Below are 20452 nucleotides of genomic sequence, written 5' to 3'. Positions count from 1 at the left end.
AGCGGTTCCGTATATCTCGGCGGGCCACTATACTTGCCTCGCGCAGGGTAAACGCCGAGGTAGGGGGCCACGATGTGCACTGTCGACGACCAGGCCGCGGGTCCGCACTCAGGAAGGTCGGGGGCGTCACTGGACCACGAGCGTCTGGTGCTCGAGGCGCGTGATGTCGAATTCGACTGGGCAAAACTGCCGATTCACTATGTGCCCAACGAGCCGTTCACCACCCACATGCTCAACGTCCTGCACCTGCTGCTGCCCGCGGGTGAAGAGTTCTTCGTCGAGGCGTTCAAGAAAGCGTTGCCTTTGATCAAAGACGACCAGCTGCGGCTGGATGTGCAGGGATTCATCGGTCAGGAGGCGGTGCACTCTCAGGCGCACTCGGGCGTGCTCGCTCGGTTCGACGCTCAGGGCATCGATGTGACGCCGTACACCGGCCAGGTCCGGTGGATCTTCGAGAAGGTGTTGGGGCCCAGGCCTCGGTGGAACCGGCGACGACAGGACAGCTGGCTGCTGGAGCAGGTGTCGTTCATCTCCGCGATCGAGCACTACACCGCCATCTTGGGCGAATGGATCCTCAACACCCCGGCGCACGACGGGATCGGTACCGATCCGGTGATGCTGGACATGCTGCGCTGGCACGGCGCCGAAGAAGTCGAACACAAGGCGGTGGCCTTCGACACCATGAAGCATCTGAGCGCCGGGTATTGGCGCCGGGTCCGCGCGCAGCTGGTCGTCTCGCCGGCGATGCTGCTGTTGTGGATTCGCGGCGTGCGATACCTCTATTCGGTGGATCCCCAGCTGCCGCCGGGCGCCAAGCCGCGCTGGCGCGACTATGTCGATGCGGCGCGCCGGGGTCTGTTGCCCGGCCCGATGAGATTCGTGCGCGGTATCTCCGATTACTACCGGCCCGGTTTTCACCCCTCACAATTGGGCGGGCTCGGGCTGGCAGTCGACTATCTGGCCGTCTCACCTGCCGCGCGGGCATCTCACTGATCTATGACCATCAAATTCACCGCATCCAACGGTGTCGAACTGGCCGTCCATCGTTATACCGATGTCGACGCAGCGCGCCCGACCATCCTGGCCATTCACGGCTGGCCCGATAACCACCACGTGTGGGATCCAGTGGCCGAGGAGTTCGCGCAGAGCTACCAGGGCCATTTGGGAGGCCGATACAACTTCGTCGCCTACGACGTGCGCGGCGCCGGCGAATCATCGCGTCCGGCAGAGCGATCCGGATATGCCTTCCCGCATCTGGTGGCGGATCTCGGCGCGGTCATCGACAGCCTGGGAGTCGAACAAGTCCACCTGCTGGCGCACGACTGGGGCTCGATTCAGGCCTGGGCGGCCGTCACCGACGAATCGGTGATGGGCAAGATCGCCTCGTTCACCTCGATCTCGGGCCCGCATCTGCAGTACGCGGGCGTGTTTCTACGGTCGGCGCGTACTCCCCGGACGCTGGCCCAGGTCGCCGGGCAGCTGATGGCCTCGACCTACATCGGCTTTTTCCTGTGCCCGGGCGTGCCAGAAGCGGCGTTTCGCTCCGGGATCGGGGTGAAAGTCGTTGAAGCTGTGGAACGTATCGGCCGATCGAGCACGCGCAGTCAACGGCGTGCGACGCCACGGTCGATCGCCGACTACGTCAACGGGTTGAACCTGTACCGAGCCAACATGCCTGCGCCGATGCTGTCGCCGGGACGCGACCTGCCGAAGACCAACGTCGCCGTCCAGGTGCTGGTGCCGCGCAAGGACCTCTTCGTGACACCGGCCCTGCAGCGATTTACCGGCGCGATTCCCGCTGGGGGCAGGGTGGTTTCGATCGAAGGCGGGCACTGGGTAGTGACCTCGCGTCCCGACGTCATCGCCCGGCTGACCAGCGAGTGGATCGACCAAAGCGCCGGCGGCCAGGTCACCGCAAGCGAGCCGTCGCTGCCCGGCGGTCCCCACGCGATAGCGGGCAAACTCGCATTGATCACCGGCGCGGGCACCGGCATCGGCAGGGCCACCGCGGTGGAACTGGCCCGTCACGGTGCCGGCAAGGTGGTCATCGTCGATCGAGACCTTGCCGCGGCCAACGAAACCGCGGATGCGGTGCGTGCCGCCTGCGCCGAGGCGGCGGTGTACCAAGCCGACGTCAGCGACGAAGAGTCGATGAATAACCTTGCCGCACAAGTACGTAACGACCATGGCGTAGTCGACATCCTGGTGAACAACGCCGGCATCGGGATGGCGGGCCGGTTCCTGGAGACGAGCCCGGCGAACTGGGAAGACATCATCGGTGTCAATGTCCGCGGCGTCATCTCCGGCAGCCGGGCATTCGGCGCGCAGATGGTCGAGCGTGGCGAGGGCGGGACGATCATCAACATGGCGTCGGCGTCGGCTTACCTGCCGTCGAAATCCATGGTCGCCTACAGCACCACGAAAGCGGCGGTGCTGGCGTTCAGTGAATCGCTGCGGGCCGACTTCGCCGACGAGGGCATCGCGGTCACCGCGGTGTGCCCCGGGTTCGTCAACACCGATATCGCCAAAAGCACCGTCTACGCCGGGATGTCGGCCGACCAGCAGGAACGCGCCCGCGATAAGGCCGACGCGGCCTACCGGCGCCGCAACTACACCCCGGAAGCCACTGCCAAGGCGATCGTCAAGGCCATCAAGACCGGCCCGGCGGTGTTGCCGATCGCCGCCGAGTCCAGGATCGGCTACGCGATGCGCCGGATCAGCCCGTCGATGATTCGGCTGCTCGCACGGTTGGACATTCGGCCGACGTAAGCATTGTGGGGGAGTTGCCTATGCCGGAAAGCATCTGGACGAGTAGACCCGCCGACCTCTACGGCCGGCGCGAGCGCGACCGTCTCGGCACAGTGTTGTGGGGTATCCGGGTGTTGTTCGACGGATTCACCTCGGTCTCGCGGTGGGCGCCTTCGCGGGTGAAGCCGGTGCGGCGCACCCAATCCGCCGTCGTCACCAAACGCGAGCTCGTCGCGCCCGATGTCGTCGCCTTGACTTTGGCCGACCCGAACGGCGGGTTGCTCCCGTCCTGGACACCCGGTGGGCATATCGACGTCGCGCTGCCCTCGGGCCGGCGACGCCAGTACTCGCTGTGCGGTCCGCCCGGGCGGCGCACGGACTACCGGATCGCCATCCGCCGGATCGCCGACGGGGGTGGCGGTTCGATCGAAATGCACGATGTGTTCGACGTGGGGGATACGCTGCTGTTCGAAGGTCCGCGCAACGCCTTCTATCTCGGCACGGCCGAGCGTGACGTGTTGTTCGTGGTCGGCGGCATCGGCGTCACTCCGATTCTGCCGATGATCCAGGTGGCCCAGCAGCGCGGAATCGGTTGGCGTGCAATCTATGCCGGGCGCGGCCGGGAGTACATGCCGATGCTGGACGAAGTGGTGTCGGTGGCGCCGGACCGGGTGACCGTATGGGCCGACGACGAGCACGGCCGGTGTGCGGCCGTCGACGACATATTGGCCGGCGCCGGGCCGACGACGGCCGTCTACGTGTGCGGCCCGAGTGGCATGCTCGAGGCGGTACGCCTGGCCCGTAACGAATACGCCGACGCGCCATTGCATTACGAGCGATTCAGCCCGCCGCCGGTCATCGACGGCGTGCCGTTCCAGCTCGAGCTGGAACGGTCACGGCGACTGCTCAGTGTTCCGGCCAATCGGTCCGCGCTGGACGTGATGCGTGACCATGACCCGACAACGCCGTATTCCTGTCAGCAGGGTTTCTGCGGGACGTGCAAGGTCAAAGTGCTTGCCGGACAGGTTGATCACCGCGGGCGCACAGCGGTGGGTGACGACGAGATGCTGGTCTGCGTCTCGCGGGCCAAAGCCAACCGGGTCGTCATCGACGCCTGAGGGTGTCCGATCAGCCTGCGGCCCTGGCCGGTCCGGCTCTGCGGAGCTTGACTTAAGGTCCCCGGGAGTGCTCCAGATAAGCAACCAAGGCGTTGGTCAGGCCGCGCCGGGCCATGTCGAGGTCGGCGTACGAGCCCAGCTGGCGCTCGGACACCAGGCCGCGCATCGCGCCCGGGATGAGTGCGGCCACCTCGTGCACTCGGTCCGGGTCGATGGCGAGGCCCGCGAACGCGTTCTGACAGGTTTCCAGCCAGCTCTTGCCCCAGGAGAACAACTCGGCGGCGGTGCGCGGGTAGAGGCGTTCGAGTTCGTCGGGGTCGCGCGGCAGGGCTGCACGCAGATTTTCGATCGCGCGTGAATCCGCCGATGCCAGGCCCCGATAGAGGGTTTCGATGATGGCGCTGACGCGCTCGCGCAGGGGTGCATCCGGCTGATCCGGTGTCGACAGCGTCGAAAACGTCGCCTCGCGTCGCTCGGCGGTGTGGTGCAGGACGGCCGCCCAGAAACCGTCGGTGTCGCCGAACTGATACTGCACGGCTCCCCAGGTGGCGCCGATCTCTTTGGCGATGCGATTGGCCGATACCGAGCCCGGCGCGCCCGAGGCCAGCGACCGCAACGCGGCCTCGAGCATGTTTTCGCGAGTAGCGCTGCCGCGCCGGTTAGGGCGCCGGCCCACGATCCCGGCCTCGGAGACGTGCCGGGTAGCCCGCTGCGCCATCGGCCGATCCTAGTCGATTGCTTGCCCGCGGCAGCCGGGCGGACTACTCTTTTCATAGAGGGTACTGTGATTGTTGGGCGACGCCGCTATCATTCGTACGCAAGGAGGACAACTCTGATGGCAAAGCCGCCGTTGTCGATGAAGCCGACCGGATGGTTCCAGGTCGCTTGGTCCGAGGAGATCGGCATCGGGGACGTCCACAAGATGAAGTACTTCGACCAGGAAATGGTCGCCTGGCGGGCCGAGTCCGGCCAGCTCACCGTCATGAACGCCTACTGCGAGCACCTGGGCGCGCACCTGGGTTACGGGGGCAAGGTCGTCGGCGAGGTGCTGCAGTGCCCATTCCACGGCTGGCAGTGGAGTAATGAGGGCCGCAACGTCTGTATCCCGTACCAGGACCGCCCCAACCGTGGCCGTCGGGTGCGCAGCTATCCCGTGGTGGAACGCAACGAGTCGGTCTACATCTGGCACGACGTGGGGCGTCGCGAGCCGTTCTTCGATGCCCCGGACGTGTTCGCCGCTTTCGGCGACGGCAGCAGCGCGGACGACTACTACCCGCAGCAGCAGCTGTACCGGGCCGGCCTGGAGCTGCATCCGCAGTACGTGCTGGAAAACGGGGTGGACTTCGCGCACTTCAAGTACGTGCACCACACGCCTATCGTGCCGGTCTTCACTCGTCATGACTTCGACGAGCCGGTGTCCTTCGTCGACTTCACCATCACCTTCGAAGGCGACGACGGGCAGCGGATCGAGGACGTCAACAGCGGCGTGCAGGCCATCAACGGCGGGCTGGGGATCGCGGTGACCAAGAGCTGGGGCATGATCGACAACCGCACCATCTCGGCGATCACCCCGGTCGACGAGTGCACCTCGGACGTCCGGTTCATCGTCTACATCGGCCGCACGCCGGGCAAGGAACCGGTCCGCGCTGAAGCCAAGGCGCAGGAGTTCGGCCGGGAAGTCATCCGGCAGTTCGAGCAGGACGTCGAAATCTGGCAGCACCAGCGCTACTCGGATCCGCCCGCGCTGGCCACCAGCGAGTACGAGGGATTCACGGCAATTCGCAAGTGGGCCAAGCAGTTCTATCCCGATGGCATCGGTGGCAGCGCCGCCGAAGTGTACGCAGCATCTCAGAAAGGCTGAATCGAATGAATGCACCCGCTGGACCGATTCGCGTCTTCCAAGTCGGAAGCGGAAACGTCGGTTCGGAGATGATCAAGCGGATCGCCACCCAGCCCGATCTCGAACTCATTGGCGTGCACTGCTATTCGCCGGAGAAGGTCGGCAAGGACACGGGCGAGTTCGCCGGCCTGGCGTCCAACGGGGTCAAGTTCACCGGCACCATTGAGGAGATCATCGCCGCCAAGCCGGACGTGGTGACGTTCCACGGTGTGTTCCCTGACGAGGACCTCTACGTCAAAGTGCTTGAGGCGGGCATCAATATCGTCACCACCGCCGACTGGATCACCGGGTGGCACCGCGACACCAACCACCCGCACCCGTCCGGCAAGCTGGTGAGTCAGGTCTTGGCCGAAGCTGCCGCCTTGGGTGGTGCGACCTTCTACGGCACCGGGATGAACCCGGGCGTGAACCAGATCCTCGGCGTGGTGTGCTCGGCCGACGTCGCCGACATCGAAAACGTCACCACCATCGAGTCCGTCGACGTGTCGTGTCACCACTCCAAGGACACCTGGATCGAGGTGGGCTACGGCCTGCCGGTGGATGATCCTGAGATCCCGGCGAAACTGGAGAAGTACACCCGCGTTTTCGCCGACAGCGTGCTGATGATGGCCGACTGCTTCGACGTAAAACTCGACGAGGTCAAGTTCAGCTACGAGTTGGGCGCTTGCACGAAGGACGTCGATCTGGGCTGGTACATCCTGCCCAAGGGTTCGCTCGGTGGCAACTACATCAAGTACCAGGGCATCGTGGATGGGGTGCCCCTGGTCGAGACGCACCTGGAATGGCAGATGACCCCGCACACCGATCCGCACTGGGATATCAAGGGCTGCTACATCACCCAGATCAAGGGCGACCCGTGCGTCTACAACAAACACATGATCTTTCCCAAGCCCGGCGTGGACCTGTCCAATCCGGACAACTTCGCCTCCATCGGTATGACCGTGACGGGGATGCCCGCCCTCGCCTCGGTCAGGTCAGTGGTGGCGGCGCCTCCGGGACTCATCACCAGCGCCGACCTGCCGCTGCGCGGATTTGCCGGACGATTCAAGAAGTAGCATCAGCACGCTTCAGCAGCACCAACAGCCCCATTCGCGGGTGGTCCGAAGCGCTTTGATGCCGTCGTCAATGGCGGCTTCTAGATAACTCGGATCGCCTGTGGCTAAAAGTATTCCGGCTCCGCCCTGGATGCCGGCGAGCAGCGCGGCGGCGCGGCGGTCGACATCGAGCTCCGCGTCGACCTTGCCTTCGTGTTGCAAGCTGCGTATCGCGGTGGCGATCTGATCGTGCCAACGCTCGATGAGCGCTGCCGTGACGGCATGTTTGCCCATCGACGCTGTTGTCGCAACCTCGAGCAGCGACGCCCAAATCCGCAAATCCGCGGATTGGGGTGCCGGGCCGTCTCTCATCGGTGGATCCAACGTATCGGCCCACCGTTCCTATCTACCCGACCTTTTGGGTCCCCAGCAGATTCGTCGGGCCCGATCGTCGTTGATCGCGGCGCATGACCAATCATCAACAGCTGAAGCTACAACCACCCGAGGCCGCTATTCACCCGCTAGGACAGACTCGGCACGGCAATGTCCTGATTGCGAAGGTCTTCGGCCGATATCGTGCCGTCGGCGGCTATTTGCCCGCCGTTCGCAGCGCGTTAATGGCGCCGTCGATGGCGGCTTCCAGAAAGCTCGCGTCGCCGGTGGACACCAGGATTCCCGCTCCCCCCTGAATGCCGGCGAGCAGAGCCGACGCGCTGCGGTCGGCGTCGACGCGACGATCGATCTTGCCCTGGCCTTGCAAGCACCGGATGCCCACGGCGATCTGGTCACGCCATTGCCGGATCAGTTCCGCCGTGACTGCCCGGGTGTCCGGCGAGGAACGACACAGGTCGGATATGAGTATCACGAACGGGCACGACCGCGCCTGACGCCGGCAACCCTCGACAACGACGTCACGCCACCGCTGCCATGCGGCCCATGACGTCAGCTCGTCGAGGTATGGCTGCTGCTCGGCCATGACCAAATCGGCCTCATGATGAGCCACCGCCAACAGCAGGTCGTCCCGGCCGCCGGGAAAGTAGTGGAACAGCTGGCTCTTCGACGTTCGGGTACGGGCCAGAATGTGGTCCAAGGTGGTCACCAGGACACCGTTGACACGTATCTCCTCGGCGGCGCCCTCAATAATCCGGCGCCGGGTGGCCGTACCTTTCCTAGTCAATTTATGGACTTGCAAGTCCAATTTTTTCGACTCAGACTCCGGAGTCATGTTTTCCCACCCTACGCGAGGGCTTGAACGCACAGAGCTCGCCAACGGCTTTAGCGGCTAGGCGCAGGCGACCGTTCACGCGCTGACGACATAATCGAAGGGACGGAAGTGATTGCGCATAACCCCGCCAAGCCACCCCACGACTGGACGACCGTTCATACGCTTGAACATCTGCGCACCGTCTTTCCGTTTCAAGAATCCGTGGGACTGGTCAACAGCGACCAGCGGTTCTCGCTGACCCAACGTGTCGGGCGGCTGGGTCCCGTCACCGTCCTTGACCTGGCATTCGGCACCGATACCTGGATCCGGTGCCTCGACGAACGCCCCTATTACATGGTCAGCGTTCCGGTGGCGGGCCAAATCGAGCTGTTGCACAGGAATTCACCAATCGCGGCGGGACCCGGTCGTGCTGCCTTGTGCCTGCCGGAGGGCGAGCTCTTGGTGCCGCGATGGGCGGGTGGTGGTCGAACGATTGGACTGCGGATTGACCGCGATGTCGTCGAGGACGCGCTGAGTGATGCGGTCGGTCGGCAGATCACATCGCAGATTGCGTTTAGGCCCTCCCTGCCGACCACCCAGGGCGCGGCACGCAGCTGGGTGCAGATGGTGTTGATGCTCAATCACGAACTATTTAAGGCTGACAACGCACTTTGTCAACCACTCGTCGCGGGCCCATTCATCGAAAGCTTCGTCCACGCGTTGCTGCTCGCGGCCGATCACCCATACCGCGGATTCTTGGAGGATGAGGCCAAACACGCGGCGCCTCAAACGATACGGACCGCGGTCGAAATCATCGAAGCCGAGCCGCACCTGCCATTGCGGGTGTCCTCGTTGGCGGCCCGCAGTCATGTGAGCGCACGCACCTTGCAACAGGGTTTTCAGCGTCATATGGGTGTGTCGCCGATGAGTTACCTGCGGCAGGTGCGGTTACGCCGGGCGCATCAGGACCTACTGGAATCCGACCCATCATCGGAAACTGTTGAATCGATCGCCTTGCGTTGGGGTTTCACCAATCCAGGCCGTTTCGCTGCCGCACATGCCGCTCGATACGGCGAAAACCCCGCACAGACCTTGCGGCGATCTCGATATGCGCGCGCCCTGCGATGGGCGTAGAGTACCATCGCTACATCGACGGCCTGAACATGCTGCAGTACACCACTTTTAGTGCGATGAGCAGTCAAGTCGATCTATCGGTCTTCGCAAACCGTACGACTTGGTGCGCAGATCGTCCAAGATAAGGAACCCTGCCCGAAGTCTCCATACATTCGTTGGTAGCACACCCCCAACGAATGTATGGAGTGGATATGACCAACCCCGTTCTAGAGGCAGTCTTGGGTGTCGGCGACGCGCATGGACGCCGAAGTTATGGTCGTGGCCGGGGTTACGGCGGCAAGGGGTCATCGAGACCCGGAAGCGGTTCCGGCGAAGCGGAAGTAGCGTGGTCGCTTGTCGACGCAGCGAGGCTCGCTCTCGATACCACCGAGCGCAACGACGTGTTCATCGCGATCGGCATTGGTGAAACGTTCGCCGCGATCTGCCTACTTCTTGACGCGATCACCCGCGCGGACACCAGGGTGGAGGCTCGGCTCGCGGCACGGTTGTGGACGTGGCTGGATGCCTACGCCTGCCACGACGATGAGCCGCGTCTTCGTCGATTGATCCGCCAGGCCGCATTTGGTTGTTCAGACGAGTCCACGCTGAACGGAGTGGTCTAGTGCCAGCGTTCGGTATTGCACAGGTGCGTTCCGTGACAATCGGGCCCGACATTGCGCGCTATCTGCAACGCATTGATTCGACCCTGGCCCCATTCGGGGGCCGCTTCCTGGCCCACGGTGCCGAAGCCGAGGTATTGGAGGGCAACTGGGAAGGGGCCGTGGTCATCCTCGAATTTCCGGACCTCGAGCACGCTCGGGCGTGGTACAACTCCCCGGGCTACCAAGAGATTTTGCCGCTGCGTACCCAAAATGGGGATACCACGGTCATTTTGGTTGATGGCGTACCGCCCGGGTACAAGGCCACAGACCTGTTGGAAAAAATGCGCTAACGGGTGTCAGCCCGCTTCGTCATCACCCAGAAGCCGTTCCGGGTGGTGGTAGTCGTTCGTGCTCGCGTCGAGGCCGAACTGCGGCGGCGGTATCCACTCGGTGCGGCCATTGGCTGCTTTCCTTGTCCGCCAACCTATTCCGGCGAGTTTATGGTGAGGCCTGCACGCGAACGTCAGTGCGTCGACATTGGTCGAACCGCCGGCGGCCCAGTCGTCGACATGGTGAACTTCACACCAATAGCCGGGCGCATCGCAGCCCGGGTGCGTGCAGCCGCGATCCTTGGCATACAGGACCACGCGTTGATCCGGTGAGGCAACGCGGCGTGACCGACCCAGATACAGTGGCCGACTTTGATGCTCGTCGAACACTGCCAAGTAGTGATAGGCGTGGCTGGCCATCCGGATCACGTCATGCATGGGCAGCAGCGTTCCGCCTCCCGTCACCGCCCGGCCCGTGCCCGTCGTCAGCTCCTGCAGCGTGGTCGACACAATGACGGTCACCGGCAATCCGTTGTGCTGACCGAGCTTCGGATCGCCCAACTGGCCTCGGACCAAAGCATTGAGTGCGTCGTGCTGACGCTGGGCCGGCGTACGCGCATCCCGGCCAACGGACTCCTCGGCGAGTTCGTCGGTGATACAGGGGGATTCATCGTCGGGGTTGCACATGCCCGGCGCGGCGAATCGCGCGAGCCAGGCGTCGATGTTGGCGCGCAATTCCGGGGACGCGATGAGCTTTCCGATGCTCATCCCGTCCCTGCGCTGACCGCACCACGTGAAGCCGCGCTGGCGCGCGCGGTCGGAGTCCGAGAATTTGCCATCGGGGTTGATATGCAACGCAATCCGGTGCGCGGCCCGTTCCAGTTGATCGGGACGCAGCTTGGTGGCCTGCTCGGCAAGAAATCGCTCGGCGTCCTCGACGGTATCGGCAGGCGTTGCGTCCGGGAGATCGTGGAAGAAAGCTTGAATCACCCGCAGGTGCTGCGCGTCGAGTTCGCCGTCTCGCCAGGCCTGCGCGGTAGCCGGCAGTTCCGGTGGCAACTGTTGACCGGTGAGAGTCAAGCGCGCAGAAAGCTGTTCGGCGTCCCTCAGCCGTCGGCGGGCTTCGGCGTAACTAATCCGTAGGCAGTCGGCAATGACCTTGTGGACGGGCCCGCCGACGTCGGCCGGCTCCTCCCTGGCCAGGCTCGCGATGACGTCATGGCTAGCCGCCATCTGCCGGCGGCGTGAGGCCTCCATCTGTTCGAGGACTCGCAGCCGGACGGCGGGACTCAATGCATCGATGTTCAGGCCGCGGATCGCGGCGTCGGCGGCGTCCTGCGCGGCCAGGGCGGCGGACACCTCCGCCGGAATTGTGATCGAATGCATGTTCGAATTTTATGAGTGTTCATGGGTCCGGGCTACTGCGCAAGCGCCACCTGTGGACAAAGGCCGAACTGTGGACAAAACCGGCCCCACCGCCCGGTCTAGGGTGAATGCCATGCGCGTAGGAGTGCTGGGAGCCAAAGGCAAGGTTGGGTCGGCGATGGTGGCCGGTGTGTTGGCCGCCGAGGATCTGACCTTGTCCGCCGAGGTGGACGCCGGCGATTCGATGAGTCTGCTGACCGATCACAACACCGAGGTCGTCATCGACTTCACCCACCCCGATGTGGTGATGGGCAATCTAGAGTTCGTCATCGGCAAGGGAATTCACGCCGTGGTCGGTACCACCGGCTTCACCGACGAGCGGCTGCAGCAGGTCGAGGCCTGGTTGGCCGACAGTCCCAACACGTCGGTGCTGATCGCGCCCAACTTCGCGATAGGGGCGGTGCTGTCAATGCATTTCGCGAAGCAGGCCGCACCCTTCTTCGACTCCGCGGAGGTCATCGAGCTGCATCACCCGCACAAGGCCGACGCGCCGTCGGGCACCGCGACTCGCACCGCCAAGTTGATCGCCGAATCTCGAAAAGGCCTGCCGCCCAACCCCGATGCCACCAGCACCGGCCTGCCCGGTGCCCGCGGCGCCGATGTGGACGGAATCCCGGTTCACTCGGTGCGGCTGGCCGGGCTGGTCGCCCACCAGGAGGTGCTCTTCGGCACCGAGGGGGAGACGTTGACCATCCGCCACGACAGCCTGGACCGCACGTCTTTTGTGCCGGGTGTGCTGCTGGCGGTGCGTCGCGTTCGGGAACACCCCGGGCTGACGGTGGGGCTCGAGCCCCTGCTCAACCTGCAATGAGTGACACCGCGCGCGCGGTGCGCATCCAATTGCTGATCGCATTGATGTGCGTGGCGCTGGTGACGTATTTCGTGCTGTTGGGGCGTTTGGCTGTCGCGATGATCATCTCGGGGCGGCCCGCCGCCGTTGGCCTCGGGCTGGCGGTGTTGATCATGCCGGTCATCGGGCTGTGGGCGATGATCACCACGCTGCGGGCCGGATTCGCTCACCAGAAGCTGGCCCGTCTGATCGCCGCGGACGGGATGGAACTCGACGCGGGTGCGCTGCCCCGGCGGCCATCTGGCCGCATCCACCGTGACGCGGCAGACGCGCTGTTCGCCACCGTGCGCACCGAGGTGGAAACCGATCCCGACGACTGGCGGCGTTGGTATCGGCTGGCCCGGGCCTACGACTATGCGGGGGATCGCCGCCGCGCCCGGGAAGCCATGAAGACCGCCGTCGAACTACAGGGTCGCCCGTGAGCAAGACACTGCTGATCGTGCACCACACACCGTCGCCGCATTGTCAGGAGATGTTCGAGGCTGTGCTGGCCGGCGCGACCGATCCGGAGATCCAGGGGGTCGAGGTGGTGCGCCGACCGGCGCTCACCGTGTCGCCGGTCGAGATGCTGGAGGCCGACGGGTACCTGCTGGGCACACCGGCCAACCTGGGCTACATCTCCGGCGCTCTCAAGCATGCGTTCGACTGCGCCTACTACCAGCTGCTCGACACCACTGCGGGGCGACCGTTCGGGCTGTGGCTGCACGGTAACGAGGGCACCGAGGGCGCCGAGCGCGCCATCGACGGCATCACCGCCGGGCTCGGCTGGGTGCGGGCCGCTGAGACCGTGGTGGTGATGGGCAAGCCGACCAAGGCCGACGTGGAGGCATGCTGGAACCTCGGCGCTACGGTCGCCGCGACACTGATGGAATGACCCAACGTATGTGCGTATGCGCACGCTGCCGGGCGGCCCTGTAGTAACTTCGAACACCATGGTCGGTGGCGTGTCGTGCCGGGTGGAACAGCTGTCGAGTGCGAAACCTGCAGCCATATATGACGTGCTCATGGATGTCGAGCGTTGGTCAATGTGGATGCCGACGGTATCTGCCGCGTCATGGGAGCGACGGGGCGAGTCCGATACTGGCCTGGGCGGCGTCAGGCGGGTAAGGAGTGGGATCACTATCTCCCGTGATCGGGTCGTCGGCGGCGCCCGGCCCCATCATCACGCCTACACGGCGTCGCTTCCGTGGCTCTGGCCGATCAAAGACTTCCGGGGCGACATCAGGATCGAAGAGCGTCCCAACGGGAGCCTCATCGTATGGACGGTGACATGCAAATCGCGTATCCGCCGCCTCGAAGAGCGACTCCAAACCACGGTCGATGCAAGGTATGCGCGAATAGCGGAGGCGCTGGCGGAGGAAGTGCAATGCCGGGCGCGCTGAAGTATGCGTTCGACTGCGCCTACTGCCAACTGCTGGACACACTGCGGGGCGACCGTTCGGCGTCGTCCTCGCCCAGCTGATGGAGAGCTAGGCGTAGGTCGGCTTGAACGCGTCGGCGGGCTGGACGACGGCCAGTGCGGAGCTGGTGCCGATCGGCCCGTGACGGTCGAACAGGGTCGCCGCCCCGGTGGCCACACCGTCGGTGCCGTAATGGCTTTGGGCGGCCAACCCGATGAATTCGCCGTCGGGCAATCGGCTCGCGGTGACCGTGTAGTCGGCATTGATGTAGCGCAATCCGCTTGTGCCCCAATGCGTGAGTGAACTAGTGATGTCACCGACGAAGGCCAGGCGAGTCAACGGCGTCAGCGGGTGGCCGTGCACCATCGGACGAAACACCCGGGCCCAGGCGAACTTCTGGGCGTGGGACTGCTCCCACTCGCCCGCGGCGATGCCGGGACTGCCTTCGAATGTCGCCCCGTAGCCCCAGATGAGAAACGGCATGTCGGCCGGGAAGCCGTCGGAGGACGTCGGCAGCGGCGGCATCTGCACGGGAAAGGTCCACACCGTGCCGTCGGGATGATCGCCGCGTCGCAGGAACAGTGCACTGGCCCGCGCGACGATCGTGCCGCGCTGAATCAGGGTGGCGTCGATCAGTCTGATGCGGCGGCCTTCCCGCTGTATCGAGGTCTGAATCTGCACCGGCTGCAGCAGCACCGGCCGCAACAGGTCGACGGTCAGGCGGGCGGGCTGAAATCCCGGATCGGTGCCCAATTGTTCTATGCCCCAACCCAACATGCCACCGACGATCTGGCCGCCCATGGACGCGCCCCACGGTCCTCGCGTCAGCGGGCCCGGTATGTAGGAGTCGCCGTCGGCGGTGAAGAACGCCTCGGGCGTGATGGCGGAATCCTCGATCGTCACCGCATCACGATAGGGCACGCAAGATCGAGGCGGCCCAGCCTCCAGCATCTAGTGCGTATCGAAGTCAACCACCGCCCGCACGAATTGTTGCGGGTCGTAGTCGATCGCCTGGTGGCCCTGGCCCCGCAGCGCAACGATGGTGGTGCCGGGGATTTGAGCGGCGACAGTGGCCGTGGCGGCGCGAAAATAGGCTGGACTCTGGGTGCCGAGCAGCATCCGGACCGGCACGGTGATGTTGGCGAACCGTTCCGTTGCCTGGAAGGCGTCGATCGCCACGAGCTCGCGGACGGCGGTATGTGCGATCGATTCGGCAACCGAGGAGAACTCGCGGGCTGCGAGGTTTTCGATCGCTGGTTCAGGAAGGTGCAAGGTTTCCCGGTAGAAGGTGCTCAAAATTTCTCGCGGGTCGGACATCGTCTTGAGCCGGGCCCAGCCCTCGGGCGAAATGATGTCGACGCCCGGCGCTGGCAGCGGCGGCTCGTACAGCACGACCCGGCGAAATGCCGTAGTGAGAAGCGCGGCTTCCAGGACCGCCAATGCCCCGTAGGAGTGCCCGACCACATAGACGTCGCCGCCCACGGCTTGGGCAACCGCAGCGACATCCTCGGCTTCGCGACGCAAGCTGTAGGGTCCGGCCTCCACGGCGCTCAGGCCCCGGCCGCGCCGGTCCATCGAGTGGACGGTGTAGTGCTGCTCCAACGCGGCCCGCACCGGAGACCACCGGATACGCGTGCCGGTGCTTCCGTGCACCAGTAGCACGGGCGGCCCGGTACCGATTGATTCGTAGCCGATCACGGTTCCGTCGGCGGAAACGGCAGTGGCCGTCGTCGTGCTGCTATTCGGGCCAGCTGTTGTTGGCGATACGGGCATCATGGCTGACTCCTCGGTTAGATGTAGTCAGTACAACGCCGACTTCGATCCCTCCCCAGGTGTCTCATCTGCCATATATCCCACAGAATCTGCCGTCGTCGCTCAGCCGGGACGACCGCAGCCCGAAGTAGTCATGAAACCCGGAGTGGTTCAATGGGCTTGATGCTTCCGTACTGACGAAGGACTGGGTGTGCCGGAACCGAGTGCAGTGATCGAAGTTTCACGCGAGAACAATCCATTCGCGACGACGGGCATCTCTCGAGATGGCAACGGCGTGCCGCACTACGATCGGTTGCCCGCCACGCTGTTGGACATGCTTGCCGAGCAAATCGATCATCGCCCGAACAGTGAGGCTGTCGTCGAACTCGGTGGCGACCGATTGACCTACCGGCAGCTGTGGGACCGTGCCGCGCGGGTCGCCGGTGGGTTACGCGCGACCGGTCTGCAACCTGGTGACCGTGTCGCGGTGCGCTACCCCGCGGGAATCAATTGGGTACTGGCATTTTGGGGCACGGTGATGGCCGGCGGCGTTGCGGTGGCGGTCAATACGCGCTCGGCGCAGCCGGAAGTGGATTTCATGCTGTCCGACGCCGGTGCGCGGGTGGATCTGGCCGCGGACGCCCCGCTGCCCGACGGCCAACCGTACGTGGCCGACGACCTCGAGCGTACCGACACAGCCGCCCTGTTCTACACCTCGGGGACTACGGGGCACCCCAAGGGGGTGCCGACCACCCACGAGGCATTCGTCACCAACACCGAGAATGCGATTTGTTGTGTGGGATTTCCACGGGACGGCGGTGAGGGGCAGCGCACCTTGATCTCGGTGCCGCTGTTTCACGTGACCGGTTGCAACTCACAGCTTTTAGTGGCTATTCGTCTCGGGGGAACATCGGTGATCATGCCGGCGCTCAACCTGGACGAGTTGATCGCCACACTGACCGCCGAACGCATTTCGATGATGGTGACCGTTCCCGCCATCTACTCATTATTGCTGCGGCACAAGGAATTCGCCAATACAGACGTGTCTGGTGTTCGCTGGGTGGGTTACGGCGGCGCGCCCATCGCGCCGTCGTTGGTGCGATCGGTGAAGAACGCCTTTCCGCAGGCCACGGTGTTCAACGGCTACGGGATGACCGAGTCCGCCTCGCTGATGACCGTGTTACCCGACCGGGATGCGGTCGAACACGCCGACTCGGTGGGGTACGCGGCCCCTTCGGTGGATCTCGGCGTAATCCCCAGCGGCGACGATCCCGCGGTCGGCGAGTTGGTCGCACGCGGAGCCAATCTTACTGCGGGATACTGGAACCGGCCGCAAGCCAGCGAGGCCACGATCGTGGACGGCTGGTTGCACACCGGCGACGTGGTTCGGGTCGACGACGCGGGCCGGGTGTACATCGTCGACCGGCTCAAAGACATCATCAATCGCGGCGGTGAGAACGTGTCCAGCGTTGAGGTCGAGGCGGCGCTCTTGGCGGCGCCCCATGTCGCGGATGCCTGCGTGCTGGCCGTCGCCGACGAGGTCATGGGAGAAAAGGTCGGCGCCGTGCTGTTCGGTGGCGAAGCGCAGATCGACGTGTCGGCCGTACTCGAGCACTGCCGGGGGCAGCTCGCCGACTACAAAGTTCCGCAATACGTCACGGTGGTGACAGAAGCGCTGCCGCGCAACGCCGGCGGCAAGCTGCTCAAAGCCAGGCTCCGCGACGAAGTCCAGTGGGGTGACCCACTCCGATGAGCGCGACGCTGCTGATCGCCAACCGCGGCGAGATCGCGCTCCGAATCATCCGCACCGCAACCGAAATGGATATGCAAACGGTCGCGGTCTATGCCGAGGACGACGCCGAGAGCCCGCACGTGCACGCGGCCGACGAAGCAATCGGTCTGCCGGGCGCCGGTCCCGACGCCTACCTGGACCAGCCGGCGATGCTGGCGGCAGCCAAACAAGCCGGCGCCGAACTGATTCATCCGGGCTACGGCTTTCTGTCCGAGAACGCCGATTTCGCACGCGCATGCGCCGTCGCCGGGTACACGTTCGTGGGGCCGGACGCCGACGTGCTCGACACGATCGGAAATAAAAGCTCGGCGCGCGCCGCCGCGATCGCCGCCGGCGTGCCGGTGCTGCCCGCCACCGTTGGGCCGAGCAGCGTCGAGGACGTCCGCGCATTCTTCGCCACCCAAGGCGGAGCGGTGATGATCAAGGCGTTGGCGGGCGGGGGCGGCCGCGGCATGCGGAGAGTGGACAGCGCCGATCAGATCGACAACGCCTACCGCCAGTGCGCCGCGGAGGCACAACTGGGATTCGGCAATCCGGCGCTGTTCGCCGAGGCGCTTCTCGACGACTCCCGGCATATCGAGGTGCAGATCGTCGCCGCGCCGGCCGGGCCCCGAACGCATGCGCTCGCTCTTGGCGACCGTGACTGCAGCATCCAGCGCCGCTATCAGAAGCTTGTCGAAATAGCTCCGGCGCAAGGGCTTTCGGATTCGCTGCGTCGCGAACTGCATTTGGCGGCGGCCCGCTTGTGCGGCAGAGTCGGCCTGCGCGGGCTGGCCACGGTCGAATTCCTGGTCGCCGGTGAGAAGTTCGTCTTCCTCGAGGTCAACCCCCGCATTCAGGTCGAACATACGATCACGGAGGAGACCACCGGGGTGGACCTGGTGGCCGCTCAACTCGCCATCGCCGCCGGCGCGTCGTATTACCAGCTGGGGCTGCCGTCCGGAATCGCCTCCGACGGCGACGAGGTCATCGGCGAGCCCGCCGCTCGGCGCGGTATCGCGATACAGGCGCGGGTCAACATGGAAACCCTGGCCGCGGACGGGACCGTCATTCCCGCGGCCGGCACCTTGACGGTGTTCTCGCCGCCGGGCGGTCCCGGAGTGCGCGTCGACACCTACGGCCGGACCGGGCTGGCCTTGAGCGCGCGATACGACTCGCTGCTGGCCAAGGTCATCACCCACGTCCGCGGATCGTCGTTCTCGGCGGCGCTGCGCAAGTCGCGAACCGCGCTGGCCGAATTCGGTGTCGAGGGCGTCCGGACGAATATCAATCTCCTGCAAGAGCTGTTGTCCGACAGCGAAATTCAGACGGGTATGGTGACGACGGGCTTCCTCGATGCCAAGCTTCCGGAGCTGGCGGCTGCGGCGCTGACCCACGAACACGACATGCGAGTGGCATCCGTCGAGCTGTATCCAGGTGAGGAAGCGCTACGTGCCCAGCTGGCCGGCACCGTGGTCGAGGTGGCGCCCGAGGGCACCGAGCTTGGGCCCGGCGATCAACTGGTCGTGCTCGAAGCGATGAAAATGCAGCATGTGCTCACAGCGCCGGATGCGCTGCGAACTGTCCGGAATCTCGTGGCACCCGGTCAGGTCGTCGGAACCGGTGATCCACTCGTTGTCTTCACGCGCACGGGGGCCAGCGGCGACGGCGAGTCCGCGATCGCTGCGATCGATCTCGACCGATCCCGGGTGGACCTCGACGAAGTTCGGCAGCGCCACCTGCTCACTCTCGACGAGGGCCGCGAAGCAGCAGTGGCCAAGCGGCACAAGCGGGGCCGCCGCACCGCCCGCGAGAACATCGCCGACCTGACCGATGCCGGCAGCTTCGTCGAGTACGGCGCGCTGGCGATTGCCGCACAACGCAGCCGGCGTTCGGAAGCCGATCTCATCGCCAACACCCCGGCCGACGGCTTGGTCGCCGGCCTGGCGACCATCGGCGCCGACCGATTTGGGCGGGCGGCGGCCGAGGCGGTGGTGGTGTCCTACGACTACACCGTGCTCGCCGGGACCCAGGGCATGCGCAACCACGCCAAGACGGACCGTGTCTTCGAGTTGGCCGCCCGAAAACGCCTGCCGGTGGTGCTGTTTGCCGAGGGTGGTGGTGGACGGCCCGGCGACACCGACGTTGGCGGAGCGGCCGGGCTGGACGTGCCAACCTTCCGGGTACTGGCCGGGCTGCGTGGCCGGGTGCCGTTGGTGTCGATCGTCTCCGGGCGGTGCTTCGCCGGCAACGCCGCGCTGGCCGGGGTGTGCGATGTGATCATCGCGACCCCGGATGCCAACATCGGAATGGGTGGGCCGGCAATGATCGAGGGCGGCGGGCTCGGGGTGTACCCACCCGAGGCGATCGGGCCGATCGACGTGCAGCGGCACAACGGGGTGGTGAGCCTGGTCGCGCGTGACGAGGCGCACGCGGTGTCCCTGGCGAAGCAGTATCTGTCGTATTTTCAGGGCAGCATCGGCGATTGGGAAGCACCCGATCCACGGCTGGCCCGACATGTCGTGCCGGAGAACCGGTTACGTGCCTACGATGTGCGCCGGGCGATCGAGTCGATTGTTGATGTCGGCTCCGTTCTCGAGCTGCGCCCCGACTATGGCGTCGGCATCGTCACCGCACTCGTCCGCGTGCAGGGCACGGCATATGGACTGTTAGCCAACAGTAGTCACCATCTCGGTGGCGCGATCGACGCCGAGGCCGCCGACAAGGCCGGTGACTTTCTCACGCTGTGCCAATCGTTTCGGCTGCCGGTAATTTCGTTATGCGACACGCCGGGATTCATGGTCGGGCCGGACGCGGAGAAGCAGGCCGCGGTCCGCCGGTTCGGTCGGATGTTCGTGCTCGGCGCGCGGTTGACGGTCCCGCTCGGGATGATCATCTTGCGCAAGGGTTATGGGTTGGGGGCGATGGCCATGGCCGGCGGTTCCTTCCACGCCCCGCAATTCACCGTGGCCTGGCCGACGGGGGAGATCGGCGGCATGGGGCTGGAAGGCGCGGTGCGGCTCGGTTTCAGCAAGGAGCTGGCGGCCGCAGCCGATCCCGCAGAACGTGAGCAGTTATTCGATCGGCTGGTGGCGGCGGCCTACCAACACGGCAAAGCTCTTCGGGCCGCCACGACGTTCGAACTCGACGACGTAATCGACCCCTCAGACTCCCGGGCCTGGATCACCAGGTTGCCGGGAGTCTGA

20 protein-coding genes are annotated in these 20452 nt (G+C 65.1%); 14 read left to right on the top strand and 6 right to left on the bottom strand.

The window, feature by feature from the left end; genetic code table 11:
* Positions 1-72 precede the first annotated feature (72 nt).
* From ACTXG5_RS23585 to ACTXG5_RS23575, 3 genes are read left to right on the top strand one after another with little or no spacing between them, the layout of a single operon-like run.
* Complete coding sequence (locus ACTXG5_RS23585) at positions 73-993, top strand: metal-dependent hydrolase (RefSeq protein ID WP_445161089.1); 921 nt, start codon at positions 73-75, stop codon at positions 991-993.
* Between the two features lie 3 nt (positions 994-996).
* Complete coding sequence (locus ACTXG5_RS23580) at positions 997-2769, top strand: SDR family oxidoreductase (RefSeq protein WP_445161088.1); 1773 nt, start codon at positions 997-999, stop codon at positions 2767-2769.
* Between the two features lie 20 nt (positions 2770-2789).
* Positions 2790-3866 (top strand): PDR/VanB family oxidoreductase, encoded by a 1077-nt coding sequence (locus tag ACTXG5_RS23575; RefSeq protein ID WP_445161087.1) that lies wholly within the window; start codon positions 2790-2792, stop codon positions 3864-3866.
* A 52-nt stretch (positions 3867-3918) separates the two neighbouring features.
* On the opposite strand, the gene ACTXG5_RS23570 is transcribed toward ACTXG5_RS23575, so the two are convergent.
* The gene (locus tag ACTXG5_RS23570) at positions 3919-4497 is read right to left on the bottom strand and encodes a TetR/AcrR family transcriptional regulator (RefSeq protein WP_445164562.1); all 579 of its coding nucleotides are present in this window, start codon (positions 4495-4497) and stop codon (positions 3919-3921) included.
* A 204-nt stretch (positions 4498-4701) separates the two neighbouring features.
* Between ACTXG5_RS23570 and ACTXG5_RS23565 the strand changes: the two genes are divergently transcribed.
* Together ACTXG5_RS23565 and ACTXG5_RS23560 are read left to right on the top strand one after the other, a co-directional pair.
* On the top strand, positions 4702-5727 hold the full coding sequence (locus tag ACTXG5_RS23565; RefSeq protein ID WP_445161086.1) for a Rieske 2Fe-2S domain-containing protein: 1026 nt from the start codon (positions 4702-4704) through the stop codon (positions 5725-5727).
* A 5-nt stretch (positions 5728-5732) separates the two neighbouring features.
* On the top strand, positions 5733-6821 hold the full coding sequence (locus tag ACTXG5_RS23560) for an NAD(P)H-dependent amine dehydrogenase family protein (RefSeq protein WP_445161085.1): 1089 nt from the start codon (positions 5733-5735) through the stop codon (positions 6819-6821).
* A gap of 12 nt (positions 6822-6833) precedes the next feature.
* On the opposite strand, the gene ACTXG5_RS23555 is transcribed toward ACTXG5_RS23560, so the two are convergent.
* Both ACTXG5_RS23555 and ACTXG5_RS23550 read right to left on the bottom strand, forming a co-directional pair.
* Entirely contained in the window at positions 6834-7172 is a 339-nt protein-coding gene (locus ACTXG5_RS23555; RefSeq protein WP_445161084.1) for a hypothetical protein, read from the bottom strand.
* Positions 7173-7389: 217 nt separating this feature from the next.
* Complete coding sequence (locus ACTXG5_RS23550) at positions 7390-7998, bottom strand: TetR/AcrR family transcriptional regulator (RefSeq protein ID WP_445164561.1); 609 nt, start codon at positions 7996-7998, stop codon at positions 7390-7392.
* Between the two features lie 135 nt (positions 7999-8133).
* On the opposite strand from ACTXG5_RS23550, the gene ACTXG5_RS23545 reads away from it, so the two are divergent.
* From ACTXG5_RS23545 to ACTXG5_RS23535, 3 genes are all read left to right on the top strand, one after another.
* On the top strand, positions 8134-9138 hold the full coding sequence (locus ACTXG5_RS23545; protein WP_445161083.1) for an AraC family transcriptional regulator: 1005 nt from the start codon (positions 8134-8136) through the stop codon (positions 9136-9138).
* 191 nt (positions 9139-9329) lie between these two features.
* Positions 9330-9740: a hypothetical protein gene (locus ACTXG5_RS23540; RefSeq protein WP_445161082.1), complete on the top strand. Its 411-nt coding sequence runs from the start codon at positions 9330-9332 to the stop codon at positions 9738-9740.
* The gene (locus ACTXG5_RS23535; protein ID WP_445161081.1) at positions 9740-10069 is read left to right on the top strand and encodes a DUF1330 domain-containing protein; all 330 of its coding nucleotides are present in this window, start codon (positions 9740-9742) and stop codon (positions 10067-10069) included. The genes ACTXG5_RS23540 and ACTXG5_RS23535 overlap by 1 nt, the downstream gene beginning before the upstream one ends.
* A gap of 6 nt (positions 10070-10075) precedes the next feature.
* Here the strand turns inward: ACTXG5_RS23535 and ACTXG5_RS23530 are convergent, their stop codons facing one another.
* Positions 10076-11434 carry an HNH endonuclease signature motif containing protein gene (locus ACTXG5_RS23530; RefSeq protein WP_445161080.1) on the bottom strand — a complete coding sequence of 453 codons (1359 nt, stop codon included), beginning with the start codon at positions 11432-11434 and terminating at the stop codon, positions 10076-10078.
* Between the two features lie 112 nt (positions 11435-11546).
* Here ACTXG5_RS23530 and dapB point away from each other — a divergent pair, with 112 nt between their 5' ends.
* The 4 genes from dapB to ACTXG5_RS23510 are packed head-to-tail and all read left to right on the top strand — an operon-like array spanning position 11547 to position 13705.
* Entirely contained in the window at positions 11547-12284 is a 738-nt protein-coding gene (dapB, locus tag ACTXG5_RS23525) for a 4-hydroxy-tetrahydrodipicolinate reductase (protein ID WP_445161079.1), read from the top strand.
* Entirely contained in the window at positions 12281-12745 is a 465-nt protein-coding gene (locus ACTXG5_RS23520) for a hypothetical protein (RefSeq protein ID WP_445161078.1), read from the top strand. The genes dapB and ACTXG5_RS23520 overlap by 4 nt, the downstream gene beginning before the upstream one ends.
* 50 nt (positions 12746-12795) lie before the next feature.
* A complete protein-coding gene (locus ACTXG5_RS23515; RefSeq protein ID WP_445164560.1) occupies positions 12796-13197 on the top strand; it encodes a flavodoxin family protein in 402 nt (133 codons plus the stop codon).
* A gap of 16 nt (positions 13198-13213) precedes the next feature.
* Complete coding sequence (locus ACTXG5_RS23510) at positions 13214-13705, top strand: SRPBCC family protein (RefSeq protein WP_445161077.1); 492 nt, start codon at positions 13214-13216, stop codon at positions 13703-13705.
* 87 nt (positions 13706-13792) lie between these two features.
* On the opposite strand, the gene ACTXG5_RS23505 is transcribed toward ACTXG5_RS23510, so the two are convergent.
* Together ACTXG5_RS23505 and ACTXG5_RS23500 are read right to left on the bottom strand one after the other, a co-directional pair.
* Positions 13793-14626 carry a thioesterase family protein gene (locus ACTXG5_RS23505; RefSeq protein ID WP_445161076.1) on the bottom strand — a complete coding sequence of 278 codons (834 nt, stop codon included), beginning with the start codon at positions 14624-14626 and terminating at the stop codon, positions 13793-13795.
* A 48-nt stretch (positions 14627-14674) separates the two neighbouring features.
* Positions 14675-15499 (bottom strand): alpha/beta fold hydrolase, encoded by an 825-nt coding sequence (locus ACTXG5_RS23500; protein WP_445161075.1) that lies wholly within the window; start codon positions 15497-15499, stop codon positions 14675-14677.
* 205 nt (positions 15500-15704) lie between these two features.
* Here ACTXG5_RS23500 and ACTXG5_RS23495 point away from each other — a divergent pair, with 205 nt between their 5' ends.
* Both ACTXG5_RS23495 and ACTXG5_RS23490 read left to right on the top strand, forming a co-directional pair.
* Entirely contained in the window at positions 15705-17228 is a 1524-nt protein-coding gene (locus tag ACTXG5_RS23495; protein WP_445164559.1) for a class I adenylate-forming enzyme family protein, read from the top strand.
* Complete coding sequence (locus ACTXG5_RS23490) at positions 17225-20452, top strand: carboxyl transferase domain-containing protein (RefSeq protein ID WP_445161074.1); 3228 nt, start codon at positions 17225-17227, stop codon at positions 20450-20452. Before ACTXG5_RS23495 ends, ACTXG5_RS23490 begins: the two co-directional genes overlap by 4 nt.

This window comes from Mycobacterium sp. Dal123C01, from assembly GCF_052566995.1.
The sequence above is the reverse complement of the archived record's forward strand: the minus strand, read 5'-3'. Positions and strand labels throughout refer to the sequence as shown.